The sequence below is a fragment of the Xanthobacter sp. DMC47 genome, from assembly GCF_056313845.1.
On the sequence record NZ_JBQUZM010000001.1, the window covers coordinates 790,671 to 807,495 of the forward strand.

General features: G+C 65.0%; 13 protein-coding genes. 6 read left to right on the plus strand and 7 right to left on the minus strand.

Annotated elements, in window-relative coordinates; genetic code table 11:
* Positions 1-32 precede the first annotated feature (32 nt).
* The 3 genes from ACT54R_RS03750 to ACT54R_RS03760 form a co-directional block, all read right to left on the minus strand.
* Positions 33-1,067, minus strand: a complete 1,035-nt coding sequence (locus ACT54R_RS03750; protein ID WP_476323829.1) for an enoyl-CoA hydratase-related protein — start codon at positions 1,065-1,067, stop codon at positions 33-35.
* Complete coding sequence (locus tag ACT54R_RS03755) at positions 1,064-3,532, minus strand: 2Fe-2S iron-sulfur cluster-binding protein (RefSeq protein WP_476323832.1); 2,469 nt, start codon at positions 3,530-3,532, stop codon at positions 1,064-1,066. The genes ACT54R_RS03750 and ACT54R_RS03755 overlap by 4 nt, the downstream gene beginning before the upstream one ends.
* Positions 3,533-3,635: 103 nt before the next feature.
* Positions 3,636-4,241 carry a TetR/AcrR family transcriptional regulator gene (locus ACT54R_RS03760; RefSeq protein WP_476323835.1) on the minus strand — a complete coding sequence of 202 codons (606 nt, stop codon included), beginning with the start codon at positions 4,239-4,241 and terminating at the stop codon, positions 3,636-3,638.
* 85 nt (positions 4,242-4,326) lie between these two features.
* Here ACT54R_RS03760 and ACT54R_RS03765 point away from each other — a divergent pair, with 85 nt between their 5' ends.
* The 4 genes from ACT54R_RS03765 to ACT54R_RS03780 all read left to right on the plus strand — a co-directional run bounded on the left by ACT54R_RS03765 (position 4,327) and on the right by ACT54R_RS03780 (position 10,467).
* A complete protein-coding gene (locus tag ACT54R_RS03765) occupies positions 4,327-5,445 on the plus strand; it encodes an efflux RND transporter periplasmic adaptor subunit (RefSeq protein WP_476323838.1) in 1,119 nt (372 codons plus the stop codon).
* Positions 5,442-8,552 (plus strand): efflux RND transporter permease subunit, encoded by a 3,111-nt coding sequence (locus ACT54R_RS03770; protein ID WP_476323841.1) that lies wholly within the window; start codon positions 5,442-5,444, stop codon positions 8,550-8,552. The genes ACT54R_RS03765 and ACT54R_RS03770 overlap by 4 nt, the downstream gene beginning before the upstream one ends.
* A 46-nt stretch (positions 8,553-8,598) precedes the next feature.
* Positions 8,599-9,405, plus strand: coding sequence for an oxidoreductase (locus ACT54R_RS03775; RefSeq protein WP_476323844.1), 807 nt, complete (start codon positions 8,599-8,601; stop codon positions 9,403-9,405).
* 372 nt (positions 9,406-9,777) lie between these two features.
* Positions 9,778-10,467 carry a nucleotide-binding domain containing protein gene (locus tag ACT54R_RS03780; RefSeq protein ID WP_476323847.1) on the plus strand — a complete coding sequence of 230 codons (690 nt, stop codon included), beginning with the start codon at positions 9,778-9,780 and terminating at the stop codon, positions 10,465-10,467.
* Between the two features lie 408 nt (positions 10,468-10,875).
* On the opposite strand, the gene ACT54R_RS03785 is transcribed toward ACT54R_RS03780, so the two are convergent.
* Entirely contained in the window at positions 10,876-12,006 is a 1,131-nt protein-coding gene (locus ACT54R_RS03785) for an extracellular solute-binding protein (RefSeq protein ID WP_476323850.1), read from the minus strand.
* A 102-nt stretch (positions 12,007-12,108) separates the two neighbouring features.
* Between ACT54R_RS03785 and ACT54R_RS03790 the strand changes: the two genes are divergently transcribed.
* Together ACT54R_RS03790 and ACT54R_RS03795 are read left to right on the plus strand one after the other, a co-directional pair.
* Positions 12,109-12,876 (plus strand): IclR family transcriptional regulator, encoded by a 768-nt coding sequence (locus ACT54R_RS03790; RefSeq protein ID WP_476323853.1) that lies wholly within the window; start codon positions 12,109-12,111, stop codon positions 12,874-12,876.
* 20 nt (positions 12,877-12,896) lie between these two features.
* Entirely contained in the window at positions 12,897-14,189 is a 1,293-nt protein-coding gene (locus ACT54R_RS03795; protein WP_168459727.1) for an MFS transporter, read from the plus strand.
* Between the two features lie 278 nt (positions 14,190-14,467).
* On the opposite strand, the gene ACT54R_RS03800 is transcribed toward ACT54R_RS03795, so the two are convergent.
* From ACT54R_RS03800 to ACT54R_RS03810, 3 genes are read right to left on the minus strand one after another with little or no spacing between them, the layout of a single operon-like run.
* Positions 14,468-14,929, minus strand: a complete 462-nt coding sequence (locus ACT54R_RS03800) for a nuclear transport factor 2 family protein (protein ID WP_476323857.1) — start codon at positions 14,927-14,929, stop codon at positions 14,468-14,470.
* Positions 14,930-14,981: 52 nt separating this feature from the next.
* On the minus strand, positions 14,982-16,262 hold the full coding sequence (locus tag ACT54R_RS03805) for a TRAP transporter large permease (RefSeq protein ID WP_476323860.1): 1,281 nt from the start codon (positions 16,260-16,262) through the stop codon (positions 14,982-14,984).
* On the minus strand, positions 16,253-16,801 hold the full coding sequence (locus tag ACT54R_RS03810) for a TRAP transporter small permease (protein ID WP_168459730.1): 549 nt from the start codon (positions 16,799-16,801) through the stop codon (positions 16,253-16,255). The genes ACT54R_RS03805 and ACT54R_RS03810 overlap by 10 nt, the downstream gene beginning before the upstream one ends.
* Positions 16,802-16,825: the final 24 nt, after the last annotated feature.

The following is a 16,825-nucleotide window of genomic DNA, read 5'->3' on the forward strand; positions in this document are numbered from 1 at the left end:
GATCCAGGATCATTGGAAAACATGAGGCCACCTCAATCGCCGTGGAACGCGGGCGGCCGCCCTTCGGCCAGGGCGGCAAGACCCTCGACGAAGTCATGGGAGCGATAGAGCGCGCCATACTGGGCGCTGAGCTTGGAGAATGCCGTGGCCTCGGCGGCATCGATTGCCAGATGCGCAGATATCAGGGTCGTCCGGATGCCAAGAGGCGCGCAGGCGGCGACCTTGTTCGCAATGGCCGCTGCCAGATGCATCGCGTCCTGGGGCGTGGCACCAATATCCTGAACGAGCCCCATGCGGCGTGCATCGGCCGCGCCCCAATGCTCGCCCGTCAGCATGTAGCGCATGGCATTGCCCCAGCCGGCCTCGCGGACAAAGCGCACCGTCGAGCCGCCGCCGGGGAAGCGCCCATGGGAATTCTCATCCTGACCGAAATTCGTGTCCGCCGCCGCAACCCGGATGTCCGCAGCCAAGAACAGCTCGTGCGCCAGGTTCCAGGTGTCGCCATGGACGGCGGCGATGAGCGGCTTTGTGCGCTGAACCCCATAATTGAGTGGATTGATGACGTCGGTCAGCCCCGCCAGAGGCCCGCCGGAATTCGCGACCGCGCGATAGGCGTCGACGTCGATTCCGCGCGAGAAGCAATCGCCGTGACCAAATAGCACCGCGGCGCGCAGTGACGGGTCACGGTCATAGTCATAAATCGCCCTGGCCAGAGCACGGAACGTCTCGGGATCGATCCGGTTCTGAAGGTGCGGACGGTTGAGGCCGAACAGCACGACCGGCCCCCGGCGTTCGATGGTCAGTCGCACATCGGGCCCGGGCGCGATCCCCCCGAGGGTCGTGGCCGAAGCTGTTTCCGGGGAGGCATGTTCCGGTGCCTCAAGCTGCTGCGCGCCCGTTGACGTTGACGCGCTGATGACAGGGATGACCGCGGCCATTGTCGCCGTTGCTTTCAGAATGTCACGGCGCGCGACCATTTCCTCTTTCTTGCTCCGCTTCTTCTTCAGTTTGATCCGCTTGTTGACCCAGGCCTCTTTGACCCGCGGACCGAATTGGGGGACCCTCATGCGACGACCTCCACATGTCCGTCCGGCGTCGCCTGGCACGCGAGAACGTAGCCTGCCTGCCTTTCCTCGGCCGTGAGGGCCTCGTCCGTTCCCGTCCGCACCCTGCCGCTCGCCACCTTCACCATGCAGGTTCCGCACGTGCCAGAGCGACAGGCGCTGTCGATGAACACCCCCGCCTCGTCGGCCACGTCCAGCAGCGACATGCCTTCCCGGGCAGCGGCGGACTGGTGGGACTCCAGAAATGACACCGTGGCAACGACGTGGGAGGACGGGCCCGACTTCTTGGTCGGATCGCGCTTGTCGGTCCCAAAGGCCTCGGTCCTGATCTGGCTCGCCGGGACCCCAAGTTCCAGCAAGGTCCCCTTGACGGCGTCCATCATGGGCGTCGGGCCGCAGATGAGCGCGAGATGCAGCGCGATATCCGGAACATTGGCCTGGATAAACTGCGCATCGATGAAACCAGACGCGCCGGACCAGCTTGTGCCTTCTGTGTGGGTGATGGTTGTTGCGACGTGCAGGCGCGGATTGCGCTGCCGCAGAAATTCAATCTCTTGCCTGAAGATGAAATCCTGGGGAGTCAGGAAGCTGGTCAGCAGGTAAATTGTACCGGGCGATTGGGTGTTGGTCAGATACCGTGCGATGCTCATCATCGGCGTGATGCCTACACCGCCGCCAATGAGCACGACGCTTGGCCGTTCGTGGCCGGAGAACACGAAGGTGCCGCTGGGCGCTTCCACATGGACAAGAGCGCCGACTTCCAGGTCGTCGTGCAGCCAGCGGGAAACCAGGCCGCGCTCCTCACGCTTCACGGTGATCTCGATCCGGTCACGCCAGGTGGGCGGCGATGCGATGGTGTAGGAACGCCGGGTTGCAATCCCGTGGGGCGCGATGTCGAGCGTCAGATATTGGCCGGCGACATGGCGAAACGGAATGTCGCCTCCCGCTGGATTGATGAAGCGGAACGTCTTCACATTGTGGGTGACCTGCTCCACTTCATCGAGGCGGAGCTGTCCATACCAGCGGACTTTCCCGGTCGCCGGATCGTTCTTTTCATAGGGCCTGACCGCCGGCACGATCAGGGATGCCTCGGGCACGACTTCCACCGGCTTGCGCTTGATGTCGGGCGAGGGAAAGCATTTGCCAAAGGCGAGCAGCAGCCGCGGGTCGCCGGAGATGCGGATTTTTCGCCTGGCAAGCGCCCAGAACAGGTTCTTCTCCTTCGCGAGGAAGCCCAGCCATGTCTTGGAGTCCGCGGTCATGCGGATGTCGGCCTTGCCCACAAGACCTTCGCTGATGGTGATCTTGCGATCCTTGATGGTGATGGTCGCCTGGCGGCTCTCGGCGCCCGTGAAGGTGAAATGAAAGACAGCATCCAGGCCGCGCGACCGTTCAGGCTGGAAGACAATCGGCATGAAGGTCAGGAGCCCCGAAATCGTGCGGGGCGTCATGCCGTTGCCGACGGGCTTGATGAGCTTGTTCTTCCATTTGCGGCGCGCCACGTCTTCGGCGTCGGTGCCGGCGACGACGTAGACCGTCTCGGGGCGCTCCTGCAGGGGCTTCACGATATCGCGGCGATGCGCGGCTTTGTCCGCCAGATAGGGTCCGATGACATCCTCGCCGGCGGGGCACACGGCGAGGCAGTAGGCCGACTTGTAGTTTGCGCCGTAGGTCAGGCTTTGCCACATCGAGGCCGTTTCCGGCTCGTTGACCCGTTTGCGGTAGTCGATCGCATCCTTGGCATCGGCAATCTGCTCGACCCAATCGTTGAATCCGCCCATGAATTCACGATAGTTATGGGTGAAGCATGCTTGAAAATTGAAGGTGCCATCGGTCTTGATCGCGCCGACAGGGCATACCGCAACGCAAAGATTGCATTCGAGGCAAGGATTGTAATCGATCGGCTGATCGACGGCACGGATTTCCTGGTCGAGAAGGACCGTGCCCAGCAAAACGAAATTGCCAAACTTCGGATGGATGAGATTGCGGTGAATACCCATTCGGCCAAGTCCGGCCGCGACGGCCACTGGCTTATGGGAGACAATCCAGATGGCTGCGCCGGGATTGTTCTGCATCTCCATCGGGAAACCCATCGATGGATTGACGGCGCGGATGCCACGATCCTGGAGCCGCGCAACAATATGCGCCGCGATTTCATTGACCTCGTGGCCGGCGCGGTGAAATTCCAGGTTGGAAACCGATCGCGGCGCGCCTCGGACCGGCTCGCGCGCCATCTTGACCACAAAGCTCAAGAGAGACCGCGTCCACGGGTAATTCTTCAGTATTTCGTCGCGCTGCGGGTCCAGCTCGACTCGGCCGATCTCGACGATGCCGACATCATCGGCACCGCAGGCGCGAGCGAGTTCACGCAACTCATCTGCGGTGACGGACGCCGGATCGGTCTGCACGGCGCCGATGCGGCCTGATTCACGCAGATGCCTGACCGTGGGATGGTCATCGAGGTTCATGCTAGCTCCATTTCCCGGATTGGGCAGCGGTCGCCGGCGCCCCGTTCGGGGCGCGGCCGGCTCTAAAGAGGACGACGCACCGGCCCGCCTGAAGGCATCTCTGTCATGCGTGTTTGCCGGAGGGGGCGTGTGGGGCGGGGGAAATGGTCGCCACCTGTTGGGCGGCAGCCTGCAGGAAGCTCTTCGAGAGATGCGGGTCGTTCACCGCGCGGGCGAGCAGCACCGCGCCCACCATGGTTGCAAGAACAGCCATGGCCTTGCTCTCTGACTCGCCGCGATCGGAGCCGCCGATCCATCCGCCCAGCAAAGCGAGATATTCTTTGAGGCCCGCCTCAAACGGCGCACGCACATCTGTGCCGCGCCGCGCAGCATCCGAGCCGAGCGCGACAACGGGACAACCTTCGGACCTTTCGCTGCAGTGGCCTTCGCTGAGATAAAAATCGACGACGGCGGCGAGCGGATCCTCAGGCCGGGAGGCGGCCGCGGCGGACCAGCGGTCGAGCGCCTCCTGCAACGCGCGACGGGACGCCTGCGCGACCAGATCCTCCTTTGATTCGAACTGCTTGTAAAAGGCGCCCTGCGTCATGCCGGCACCCGCCATCAGGTCCTTGAGCCCGATGCCGTCAAAGCCGTGTTCACGAAAGAGGCGGCTCGCCACCGTGATCACGGCCTGCCGGTTTTCCTCTGCCTGAATGCGACTGACGCGCATGCCTGATCTCCTCTAATTAGATTGCGTTCGATTTCTATATCGGATATAGCGGTCAAATGCAATCTAATATGACGTGGCTACGGACATGAAAAAGAAGCCCGTTCTCGTAGTGGCAGGCGGAGTGATGGCGGTTGCCGGCGTGGGTGCCGCGATCGTGCTGTCGCTTTCCGCGCCCCATGCCGGGTCTGTGAGCGACCCCCGGCAGAACTCTCCGCTTGTTCGCGTGGCGGTGGCCGCTCCGGTGAGGGGCGCCGAGCGCGCCTTTACCGGTCGCATCGAGGCGCGGGTGCAGAGCAATCTCGGTTTCCGCGTCCCGGGGAAGATCATTGAGAGGCTGGTCGATGTCGGCCAGCAGGTTAAGGCGGGGCAGCCCCTGATGCGGATCGACGACACCGATCTGCGCCTCGCCCTGACAGCCAAACGCAACGCGGCAGCCGCTGCGCGCGCCCTGGTCGTCCAGGCAACCGCAGACGAAAAGCGCTACGCCACGCTGGTCAAGGGCGGCCTTGCCGCGACCCCTCAGCGTTACGAGCAGGCCAAGGCTGCGCTGGACACCGCGCAAGCACAGCTGGACGCGGCCCTGGCGGAAGCCGATGTCGCCGAGAACGAAGCCACCTACTCCACGCTGACGGCGGGCGCGGACGGCACCGTTGTCGCCACCCTCGGCGAGCCGGGTCAGGTTGTGACGGCAGGCCAGACCGTGATCCAACTGGCGCACGCCGGACCGCGCGAAGCCGTCGTGGCGCTTCCCGAAACGATCCGGCCAGTGCTGGGATCGCAGGCAAAGGCCAGCGTCTACGGCAGTGATACCGCGCCGAGCACGGCGCACCTGCGGCTGATGTCGGACGCCGCCGACGCCCAGACGCGAACCTATGAGGCGCGCTACGTCCTGGACGGTGCCGCCGCCATAGCGCCGCTCGGCTCGACCGTGACGATCACCATCCTGAATCCCGAAAGGCAGGCCGCCGTGACCGTGCCCATCGGCGCGGTTCTGGACGACGGCTCCCGCACCGGCGTCTGGGTTCTCGACCGCAACGCATCCACCGTCAGCTTCACGCCGGTCCAGATCAAGCGCCTGGGCGGAGAAATGGCCACCGTCACCGGCGTCGAACTGGGCGCGGAAGTCGTCGCGCTTGGCGCGCATCTCCTGAAGGACGGCGCGGCCGTGAGAACGTCCGCCCTGGTCGATGGGAAATCCAAATGAGCTTCAATCTCTCGGCCCTAGCGGTACGCGAACGGGCCGTCACCCTCTTCTTCATCGTTCTTCTGGCGGCTGCGGGCGTCTACGCCTTCGTCAAGCTCGGTCGGGCGGAAGACCCGTCCTTCACCATCAAGACCCTGACCGTCACCGTGGCCTGGCCGGGCGCCACCGCCCGCGAGATGCAGGACCTCGTCGCCGAGCCGCTGGAAAAGCGCATTCAGGAGCTGACCTGGTACGACCGGGTCGAGACCATCGCCCGCCCCGGCTTTGCCTTCCTGACGGTCACGCTCAAGGACAACACGCCTCCCTCGGCCGTCGAGGAGGAGTTCTACCAGGCGCGCAAGAAGCTGGGGGACGAGGCGCGCAACCTCCCTCCCGGCGTGCTCGGCCCGTTCGTCAATGACGAGTTCTCCGATGTCAGTTTCGCCCTGTATGCCCTTAAAGCGAAGGGCATGCCCATGCGCCAGCTGGCGCGGCAGGCCGAGGTGATCCGGCAGGATCTGCTGCACGTCCCCGGCGTCAAGAAAATCAACATTCTGGGCGAGCGCCCCGAGCAGATCTTCGTCGAATTCTCCTATGCCAAGCTCGCTACGCTCGGCGTTTCGGCTCAGGATATCGCCAGCGCGCTCCAGCGCCAGAACACCGTGACCCCGGCCGGCTCCATCGACACGCGCGGCCCTCAGGTGTTCCTGCGTTTCGATGGCGCCTATGACAGCATCGAAGCCATCGCGGACACACCGATCGTGGCCGGCGGCCGGACGCTCAAGCTCTCCGATGTGGCCGAGGTGCGCCGCGGCTATCAGGACCCTGAAACCTACATCATCCGCCATGATGGCGAGCCTGCCATCATGCTCGCCGTGGTCATGCAGCAGGGCTGGAACGGCCTCGAGCTCGGCAAGGCACTGGAGACGCGTTCCAGCGCCATAGCCGAAACGCTCCCGCTTGGCATGACGCTCGCCAAGGTCAGCGACCAGGCCGTGAACATCGACGCGGCCGTCGGCGAGTTCATGCTGAAGTTCGTCATGGCCCTTGGCGTCGTTCTGTTCGTGAGCCTGCTCGCCTTGGGCTGGCGCGTCGGCATCGTCGTGGCGCTGGCCGTGCCGCTGACGCTGGCCGTCGTCTTCCTCATCATGCTGGAGACCGGCCGGTTCTTTGACCGCATCACCCTGGGCGCCCTGATCCTTGCGCTCGGCCTACTCGTCGATGATGCGATCATCGCCATCGAGGTGATGGTGGTGAAGATGGAAGAGGGCATGGACCGCACCAAGGCGGCCGCCTATGCCTGGAGCCACACAGCGGCGCCGATGCTGTCGGGCACGCTCGTGACCATCATCGGCCTGATGCCGGTCGGCTTCGCCGCGTCCGCCGCCGGCGAATATGCCGGCAACATCTTCTGGGTGGTGGGCTTCGCGCTCGTCGTGTCGTGGATCGTCGCCGTGGTCTTCACGCCTTATCTCGGGGTGAAGATGCTGCCCGCGATAAAGCCGATCGAGGGCGGCCACCACGCGATCTACAACACGCCCAACTACCGGCGCCTGCGCGCGCTGATCGAGTTCGCCGTGCGCCACAAGTTCATGACCTGCGGGATCGTGGGTGTCGCCATGGCGCTCTCCGTCATGGGCATGGGAGCGGTCAAGCAGCAGTTCTTCCCCACCTCGGATCGTCCCGAGGTTCTTGTAGAAGTGCGCCTGCCGGAAGGGACCAGCATCGAGACCACCACCGCGACCGTGGAAAAGCTGGAGCGCTGGCTGAAAAAGCAGTCCGAGGCGAAGATCGTCACGAGCTATATCGGTCAGGGCGCACCGCGTTTCTTCTTCGCCATGGCGCCGGAACTGCCCGATCCCTCCTTCGCCAAGATCGTGGTGCTGACGCCGGACGCCGAGGCGCGGGAAAAGCTCAAGCATGAGCTCCGGACGGCCATCGCCGGGGGGCTTGCGCCCGAAGCCTCCGTGCGGGTGACGCAGTTGGTGTTCGGTCCCTACACACCGTTCCCGGTCGAGTTCCGCATCATGGGTCCCGATCCGGCGGAACTCTATCGCATCTCCCAGGAGGCCCTCACGCTCATGAACGGCGTGTCGGACGTCCGGCAGGCCAATCGCGACTGGGGCAACCGCGCGCCCGTCCTGCGCTTCGTTCCCGACCAGGACCGGCTCAACCTCATTGGCCTGTCGCCTGCCGAGGCGGCCCAGCAGATGCAATTGCTGCTGACCGGCCTCACCGTGACGCAGGTGCGCGAGGATATTCGCAACGTGCCGGTGGTGGCGCGCAGCGCCGGCGACAATCGGCTCGATCCGTCCCGGCTGGCGGACTTCTCGCTGATGAGCCGTGCCGGCCGCCAGGTTCCGCTCGACCAGGTGGGCCACTCCGAGATCCGCTTCGAGGAGCCGATCCTGAAGCGGCGCGACCGCACATCCGTCATCACCGTCCGCGCCGATGTCAACGAAGCGACACAACCGCCGGAGGTCTCCCGGCAGGTGATGCAGGCCCTCCAGCCTTTGATCGCCTCGCTACCCGTCGGCTACCGCATCGAGATGGCCGGCAACATCGAGGAATCCCTCAAGGCCAATGTCGCCTTGGTGAAAATCTTCCCGCTGATGATCGCCGCAATGCTCATCGTCATCATCCTGCAGGTCCGCAGCCTCTCGACCATGACCATGGTGATGATGACGGCGCCGCTGGGGCTCGCCGGCGTCGTGCCGACGTTGCTGCTGTTCAACCAGCCCTTCGGCTTCAACGCCATCCTGGGATTGATCGGGCTGGCCGGCATCCTCATGCGCAACACGCTGATCCTGACCGAGCAGATCAAGGAGAACAAGGCCGCCGGGCTGGACGATTATCATTCCGTCATTGAGGCGACGGTCCAGCGGACGCGGCCGGTGATCCTGACCGCGCTGGCGGCGGTGCTCGCCTTCATCCCGCTGACCCACTCGGTGTTCTGGGGGTCCATGGCCTACACGCTGATCGGCGGCACCGCCGTCGGCACGGCGCTGATCCTCTTGTTCATCCCCGCGCTGTACGCCGCCTGGTTCCGCATCAAGGCAACGCCGGATGAGGCCCAGGCGGACGTCGCGCCTGTCCACGCACCGCACGCTGCGATCGCCGCCGAGTGAAGGCTCCAGCCGCTCTGAATCCAAGCCGCACACCCAAGGAGTAATCATGTCGTCCGAGAAAATCGTCCTCGTGACCGGCGTCTCATCCGGCATCGGTCGCGCCACCGCGCTGGAGTTCGCGGCACGGGGCTGCCGCGTCTATGGAACCGTGCGCAACCTCGCCAAAGCGCAAGCCATCCCGGGCGTTACGCTCGTCGAGATGGACGTGCGCGACGAGGCCTCGATCCAGCGCTGCATCCAGACCATCATCGCGCAGGACAATCGCATCGACGTGCTCGTCAACAGCGCGGGCGTGACACTTCTTGGCGCGACCGAGGAGACGTCGATCGCTGAGGCCCAGACTCTCTTCGACACAAATCTCTTCGGCCTCCTGCGCACGATCAAGTCCGTCCTGCCATACATGCGCGACCAGCAGTCCGGGCGCATCGTCAACGTCAGCTCGGTCCTGGGCTTCCTGCCCGCGCCATACATGCCGCTGTATGCGGCCTCCAAACATGCCGTTGAGGGGCTGTCCGAGACCCTGGATCACGAAGTGCGCCAGTTCGGCATCCGTGTGACGCTCGTCGAGCCGTCCTTCACCAAGACCAACCTTGATCTGAACGCCCCGCAGACCGCGTCCACTATTCCCGCATACAAGAACGAGCGCGGCGTGGTGTCCCGAGCGATCCAGCAGAACGTGCAGAAGGCCCCGGCGCCTGATGCAGTTGCCGCCACGATTGTCCGCGCCGCGCTGGACGGCTGGAAAATGCGCCATACGCCGAAGGGCGAGGCGTCCCTCCTCTCGAAACTGCGCCGCTTCATGCCCGCCGGTCCCGTGGAGAAGGGACTGAGGAAGACGTTCGGCCTTGGCTGAAGGGCGGTTATACTTCGCAAGGTGTCCGTATCTCGTGGACAAGCAGGCTTCGGTTTCTGGCGTAAGAGACTCGTTGTCTTAATCTCGAATTGCTGCCCTCTTCCGAGATCTCTTGCGCCAGCCTCGGCCCCCGCGCGAGCCAGCGCCGCAACGAACGCCGCATACCGCTCCCCCCAGCCTTGGCTCGCGCGGCCTGGGCTGCCGGCTCCGGCAATGTCGTCGTGGTGGCCAGCCAGAACCGTACGAACACGGCCAGCGTCTCGACAGAAATGCCGAGGTCCCGCTCCAGCCGAGCCATCCGTCGGTCCAACTGGTCGAGGCGTTTGGCGACGGCAGCTTCCCGTTGCTCGGCCGCGGCGGGCGACAAGCAGCGTGGCGGAGGCGGTGATCGCCGAGTGGCGCCGCACGGGCCTTGCGCCCGCAGTTAGCCCTGACACAGCCGTCGGCAAGGCGAAGGGGCCAGTGTTCATCCTCGCGGGGAGCCAGTCTCCGGTCACCGCGCGGCAGATCGCCCATGCCCTCGGTGGAGAGGCAACGGGTGGGGCGAATGCGCCCTATATTGGCGTCGCGCTGAATGTGGCAAGGCTGGTCGCAGATCCAGGCATGGCTGAGGTGGTCGCCGCAACCTGTATCGCGCACCTCGCGCAGGGGCGATCCGTGCTGGCCTATACCGGCCCCATCCAGGCCGACAGCCAGCCGAAGCTCGATGTGGCAAAGGCCTGTGGCCGCCTCGTCACCCGCGTGGTCGACGGCGCACCCATGGTGCGCCGGCTGGGCATTGCGGGGGGCGACACGTCGAGCCTCTGCGTGAGCGCGCTCGATCTGTGGGGGCTGAGCTTCGCCGGCGTGCTTGCGCCGGGCGTGATGCTCGCGCGTACCCACGCCGACGACCCGCGCCGTGAGGGGCTGGAGGTGATGCTCAAGGGCGGCCAGATGGGGCCGGACAATCTCTTAACCCTGCTGCGCGACGGCAGGACGGCGGGCACATGCGCGATCTCGCGCGAGTGGTCTTCTTCCCGCAGGAACTCCGGCGGGCCAGCAGCGGACGCCTCGCGGCAGTGAAGGACACGATCGCTGTTCATTTCCGCCGACGGGATCCGAGGTTGCTCTGGTGGCCCGACTGACCGGCCTTGCCCCACGGTCGATCCAGAAGCTCTTCGGAGCCGATGGCAGTACCTTGTCGGCCTATGTGCTGGAGCGCCGGCTAGAGGCGACGCATGCCGCCTAGTGCACCTCTGGCCCGAACGGCGCGCCTCTTGTGAGCACCGTCGCTTTCGAGGCGAGCTTCGGCGACCTGTCTTATTTAACCACACGTTCCGCGCCGCTACGGGATGACTCCTCCGCTTGCCGCCACGCCCGCGAGAGCTGAGGTCACCGCCGCAGTTGAAGCCACAAGTCCACGGCGGCGTACTTCCCGAGACTGGACGGGAGAGGGAGATCGCGCGTTTTCTCAACTCCGATGCGTTCTGGTTATGACGGTTCAAAGGAGCGGCGGAAGCTGGCGTCGAGCCGATGGAAGGCCTCGGATGCGCCGATAACTGCATCCAGAAAGTCCTCTATCACCAGCGATGCGGAGGTTTGGAAGGCAACGTAGCCCGCGTGCCGCGGCCGGAGCCAAGCTCCGTCCAGGGTGGACAACGTGTCGAGGTAGAAGTTGCCGGCGTTTGCGTTGACGCTTGACGCCAGCCAAGCCGCGCGATGACCCGGCTGACCCGAGTGGGCGGCATAGAGCCCCTTCTGCACATCCTCTGAGGCAACGAAGAAGGCGAAGCGTCGCGCAATGTCCGGCGCCGCGGTCGCGGCCGACACGGCAAGGCCGGTTCCCCCCAGCGCTGACCCTGCAACACCGGCTGGTCCAAGCGCCGGAATGTCGGCGAATCGCAGTGTTTTGTGGCGGAAGCCCGGCTGCGCATAGGGGACATACCCATAGATTAGCGGGGCGATCGTGAAGCGGCTTTCGCTTGCGAGCAGGTCGAGCGCGGCGATGGGATCGAGCTGGCGGCACTGCGGATCGACTGCGGCGGCGAGCGCCTGCAGCCGCTCCAGCGTCTCAACACCGGCCTCCTCTGGCAGGAGCGGGCCGGGTGTGGTGGCGCAGGGCGTGCCGGCATTGGCCGCGAGCGTGAAGAAGCACATCAGGGCGTGTGGCGCGCGAAGCGGACACAGCACTTCGCCACGTTCCGCCAGCTTCATCACCGTGTCCCAGTTCTTCGCAGGTCCGTCGACCCGGTCCGGCCGATACGCCTGGACCTGAGCGGCAGCATCGATGGGGAGTGCCCACAAGTGACCACCCCACAGATAGGAGCGAAAAGACGCGCCGACGCTTGCTGCTTCCAAGGCTTTCACCGCCGGTCGATCGAACGTCTCCAGCGGCAGCAGGGCGCCACCATCGGCAAGTTGGCCCACATGGGGATGGTCCATGACGATGAGGTCATAGCTGCGCGCCAGAACATCCACCGGGAAGTGCTCGAAATCCTGCAGCGACCTGCGGTCCCAGCGAATGGAAACGCCTGGCTCGATCCGGCTGAATGCCGCGCTCGCAGCCACCAGCGGCGCGTGGCCCCGCTCGTGGTCCCAGGTCATGCCGCGCAATTCGATCATCGGACCCATCGTTTTTCATATTGACGAAACCGATTTTTATTACTGAAAATATGTTGGTCAAGCCCGCTGAAAAAACGGGCGCCCAAAATGCGGATCTGCGGGATGAGCACGCCAACCGGGCGTTATGCCGTGCCGGCGCTGGAGCGCGGACTGGACATCATCGAAATGCTGGCGCAGGCCGAGAACGGCCTGACATTGAGTGACATCGCGCGCGCGTTGGACCTCAGCGCGTCCAGCATCTTCCGCACGCTGGTGGTGCTGGAGCATCGCGGCTACATCGCCCGGGAGGCACCGGACGATACCTATGTTCTCGCGCTGCGCCTGTTTGAGCTCAGTCAGGTGCGTCCACCAATCCGGCGGCTGATGGACACCGCGATGCCGGCCATGCGGCTGCTGGCTCAGCAGATCGGCCAGCCGGTGCATCTCTCCGTGCATGACAATGGGCAGTTGCTCGTGCTGGCGGACGTGGACGGCCCGGGCCCGGTCAACCTTTCTTTCCGCCCCGGCGGCCGCTGGCCCATGCGCGAGACGGTTTCCGGCCGGGTCCTGCTTGCCCACCAGCGACCCCTGGTGCGGGCAGCCTGGCTCTCCCTTCTGCCCCCGTTAAACGCGGAACAGAACCGCGCCTTCATCGCCGCGCTCGAGCGCATCGCGGGCGAGGGATGCGAACGTGCGGCGAGCGACGTCTTCACTGGCATCGTGGACATCGGCGTGCCGGTCCTCGCCCCCCACGGCGCCGTTGCCGCCGTCACTGTCTCCATGATGACCATGCTCAAGGGCGGCGCCAGCGAAGCCGACGTGCTCGTCGCGCTGAGGCAGACCGCCCGAGATATCGCTGCCCGGCTCGGCGGCACGAACGAACAAACATGAAAACCGGGAAGGAAACCGCCATGCACAAGCCCGTACAGGAGGCCGCAGGGAGAGAGGCCGGCCTCGCCTCGACTATTGCCGCCAGCACCATCGGCACGGTGGTCGAGTGGTACGACTTCATCCTCTATGCTACGGCAGCGGCGCTGATCTTCAATAAGCTATTCTTTCCCCAGTTCGATCCGGTGGCGGGCACCATCGCCTCCTTCGCCGCCTACGCCGTGGGCTTCCTGGTGCGGCCCATCGGCGGGGTCCTGTTCGGCTGGATGGGCGACCGCATCGGCCGCAAGCCTGTTCTGCTCATCACGCTTCTGATGATGGGTATCGCCACCTCGCTCATAGGGCTGCTTCCGACCTATGATTCCATCGGCATCTGGGCGCCGATCCTGCTGGTGGCCCTGCGGATCGTGCAGGGCTTCGGAGCCGGGGCGGAATATGCGGGCGCCGTCGTCATGGCCGCCGAAGCCACACGCACGCACCGCGGGTTCTTCGCCAGCCTTCCCGCTGCGGCGGTGGACGTTGCGACCGTACTTTCAGCCGGCGTGTTCGCGCTGTTCGCGCTCATGCCCAACGATGCCTTTCTGGCGTGGGGCTGGCGCATTCCATTTCTGCTGTCCTTCGGCGTGCTTGCGCTCGGGGTCTTCATACGCCGGCGTGTGCCGGAAACACCTGAATTCGTGAAGTTGAAGGAGGAGCGGCGCGAAAGCCGCATGCCCGTCGTGGAGCTGCTTCGCACCCAGCCCCGGGCGGTGCTCGCTGCCATGGGCGCCAACATCGCGCCCAACTTCTCCTACATCTTCCAGACTTTCACGCTGGCCTATGCCACCCAGCAGCTCGGCTTCCCGCGGGAGACCATCCTCACCGGCGTGATCGTGTCGAGCGCCGTCGGCGCATTCACCTGCGTCCTGTTCGGCAGCCTGTCGGATCGTCTGGGCCGGCGTACGGTCATGGTGGCCGGGGCCGCCTTCACTGCCCTCTATGTGCTCGTCTATTTCAGGATTCTCGGCGCCGGAACGCCTTTCACCGCGGTGATCGCCATGGTCGTTGGCCACGCCATAGGTGCGCGGTCCATGTTCGGCGTGCAGCCGGCCTTCTACGCGGATATGTTCCCTCCGCGTGTGCGCTACAGCGCCATTGCCTTTGCTCGCGAGGTGACGGGCGCTCTTGTGCTCGGGCCGCTCCCGCTGCTCGCCACCGCCATGCTGGGCTGGTGGAATGGGGCGGTCTGGCCCGTGGCTGCACTGGCCTGCGGGCTAAGCCTCCTCACCCTTGTCGCCATCCTCTGGGCACCGCGTGATGATCCCGGCCGAGCCTGAGCCGGACAAGGCGATTGGGCGGGTCCGCGATCGGGAGGCGCACATCCACCCTCAGCTGATTGCGGTAACCCGCTAGCATCCAGGCGCATGATCCTACCTGGGCGATTAGAGGTTATCCGCACGACACTTCGTGGCGTCCGGAATCGATGCCGCGCGCCTCAGCTCAGGGCGTATTGTCTCGTCCCAATGAACGGCGAAGCCCGCCACTCGTCAATACGAATGGCGGGCTGTGGTGCGAGCTCGCGCCTATGTCACCGGCGGCTGCCGCAAACGCCGGATTACACCGGAAGCGGCGCGGACTGACGGGCGAGCAGCTTCCAGCTGCCACCCTCCCTGATCCACACCTGCAATACCTTGATATGCGCGGTGCTGGTCTTCCCATCCGGCAGATTGTTCACGGCATCGAATGTATGGCGCACGATCGCGGTGTCACCGACGATCTGAACTGTCTGGTCGGACAGGTCGAGGGACTTGAAGGCGTTCTTGCCGTCGAGGCTCTCGACGAAAGCCGCCTTGTCCTCCAGCCGGCCGTTGGAATGGCCATAGGTGAGTTGGGCGGCAGTCAGGCTCTTCAGAGCCGCGCCGTCGCCCGCCAACATGGCCTTGCGCAGAGCCTCGACCGCATTGGCCACCTCGGCCGACGGGTCCTGCGCGAAGGCCGAGGCCAGCGGGGCCGCAACGAGCAGCAATCCACCGGCGCCGGCGAAGATGCTGCGGCGGGACAGGGTCTTCTCGGTCATAGTTTCCTCCCTGACGATTATTGGTGATTGGATTTGGGAACGCGACGAAGGCTCACTTCAGCAGGTCATGCACCAGCATGGAGGTCTCGGGGACCAGCGTGACGATCATCAGCGTCACCCAGAGCGCCAGCATGAACGGCCAGATGGACTTCACCACCTGCGAGACCGACACCTCGCCGATGGCGCAGCCGAGATAGAAGGCCGCGCCGACCGGAGGCGTATTGAGACCGATGGTGCAGTTGAGCAGCACGATGATGCCGAACTGTACCGGGTCCATTCCGAGCTGCTGCACGATCGGCAGGAAGATCGGCGTGCACACGAGGATATGCGCGGCCATGTCGAGAAAGATGCCGAACACGAACAGGGCAATGTTCACCAGAATGAAGATCACCCAGGGCCGGGTCGAGATCGAGGACAGGGCGTCGCCCACAAGATCGGCGATGCCATAGAGGCTCATCAGGTAGCCGAACATGGTGGAGATGCCGATCAGCAGCAGCACGATGCCCGTGGTCTTCGCAGCCTTCGCCGCGGCCATGAAGAAGTGCTCGAGGCTGAGGCTGCGGTAGATGAAGACGGTCAGGAGGAGCGCATAGCCCACGGCCACCGCACCCGCCTCGGCGGCGGTGAACACACCCGAGAGGATGCCGCCGACGATGATGACCACGATGAACAGGCCGGGCAGCGCCGAGGCGAGGCTCACGCCCACCTCGCCCCAGCCGGGGAAGGTGCCACGCGGGTAGCCGCGATGGCGTGCCACGAAATAGGCGGCCAGCAGGTTCGCCACGGTGAGCATCGCCGCCGGCACCGCGCCGGCCATGATCAGCGAGCTCATGGAGACGGTACCTCCCGCCGCCAGAGAATAGATGATCATGTTGTGGCTGGTCGGCATCAACGCGCCCACCAGCGAGGAATAGGTGGTGACGTTCACCGCGTAATCTGGGTCGATCCCCTCTTTCTTCATCAGGGGGATGAGGGCGGAGCCCATGGCCGAGACGTCTGCGACCGGTGAGCCGGAGATGCCGCCGAACATGGTGCAGGCCACCACATTCGTCATGCCGAGCCCGCCGCGCACGTGTCCCACCAGCGCCTTCGAGCAGCGGATGATGCGGTGGGCGACGCCGCCATACATCATCAGCTCGCCGGTGAAGACGAAGAAAGGAATGGTCAGGAACGCGAACACGTTCATGCCCGAGGCCATGCGCTGGAACACCACGGCCAGCGGGAGTCCTTCATAGAGCACGGTCGCGATGGAGGAGAGGCCGATGGCGAACACCACCGGCATGCCCAGAAGGAGGGTGCCGATGAAGGTGACGACGAGGACGATCAGTGCCATGACGCGACCACCTTGATGCCGAGCACGGCGGCGACGATGCGCTCGACGGCGAAGAGGGCGATGAGGAGCCCGCCGAGGGCGAGCGGGATGTATGACCAGGCCTGGGAGATGGGCAGGCCGGGATTGACGTAGGCCCACATCTCATCGCTCAGGATCGCCCCGCCCCAGGCCATGCACAGGCCGAAGACGATCATGCCGAGATAGACGAAGATGAGCCCCAGCCGCCGGATGCGCGGCGGCGCCAGCATGAGGATGGATTCCACGCCGATATGCCGGTCGTCACGCACGCCCACGGCGGCGGCGAAGCACGTCACCCAGAGCACAAGCACAAGCGCGAAGATCTCGGTCCAGGCCGGGGAATCGTTCAGCACGTAGCGGCCGAAGATCTGGTAGAGCACCGCGGCGGTTATCAGCAGCAGGCCCGCCACCGCGAGTTTCAGGCACACCCGCGAGAGCCATGCGTGGAAGGCGAAATAGGTGCCGAGCCAGCCCGTCTGGTTGAGCGTGGTCGGCCCGCTGACGGGCGAGGGGGTTTCCATTGCTGTTCCTCCCGGGAAGATCGC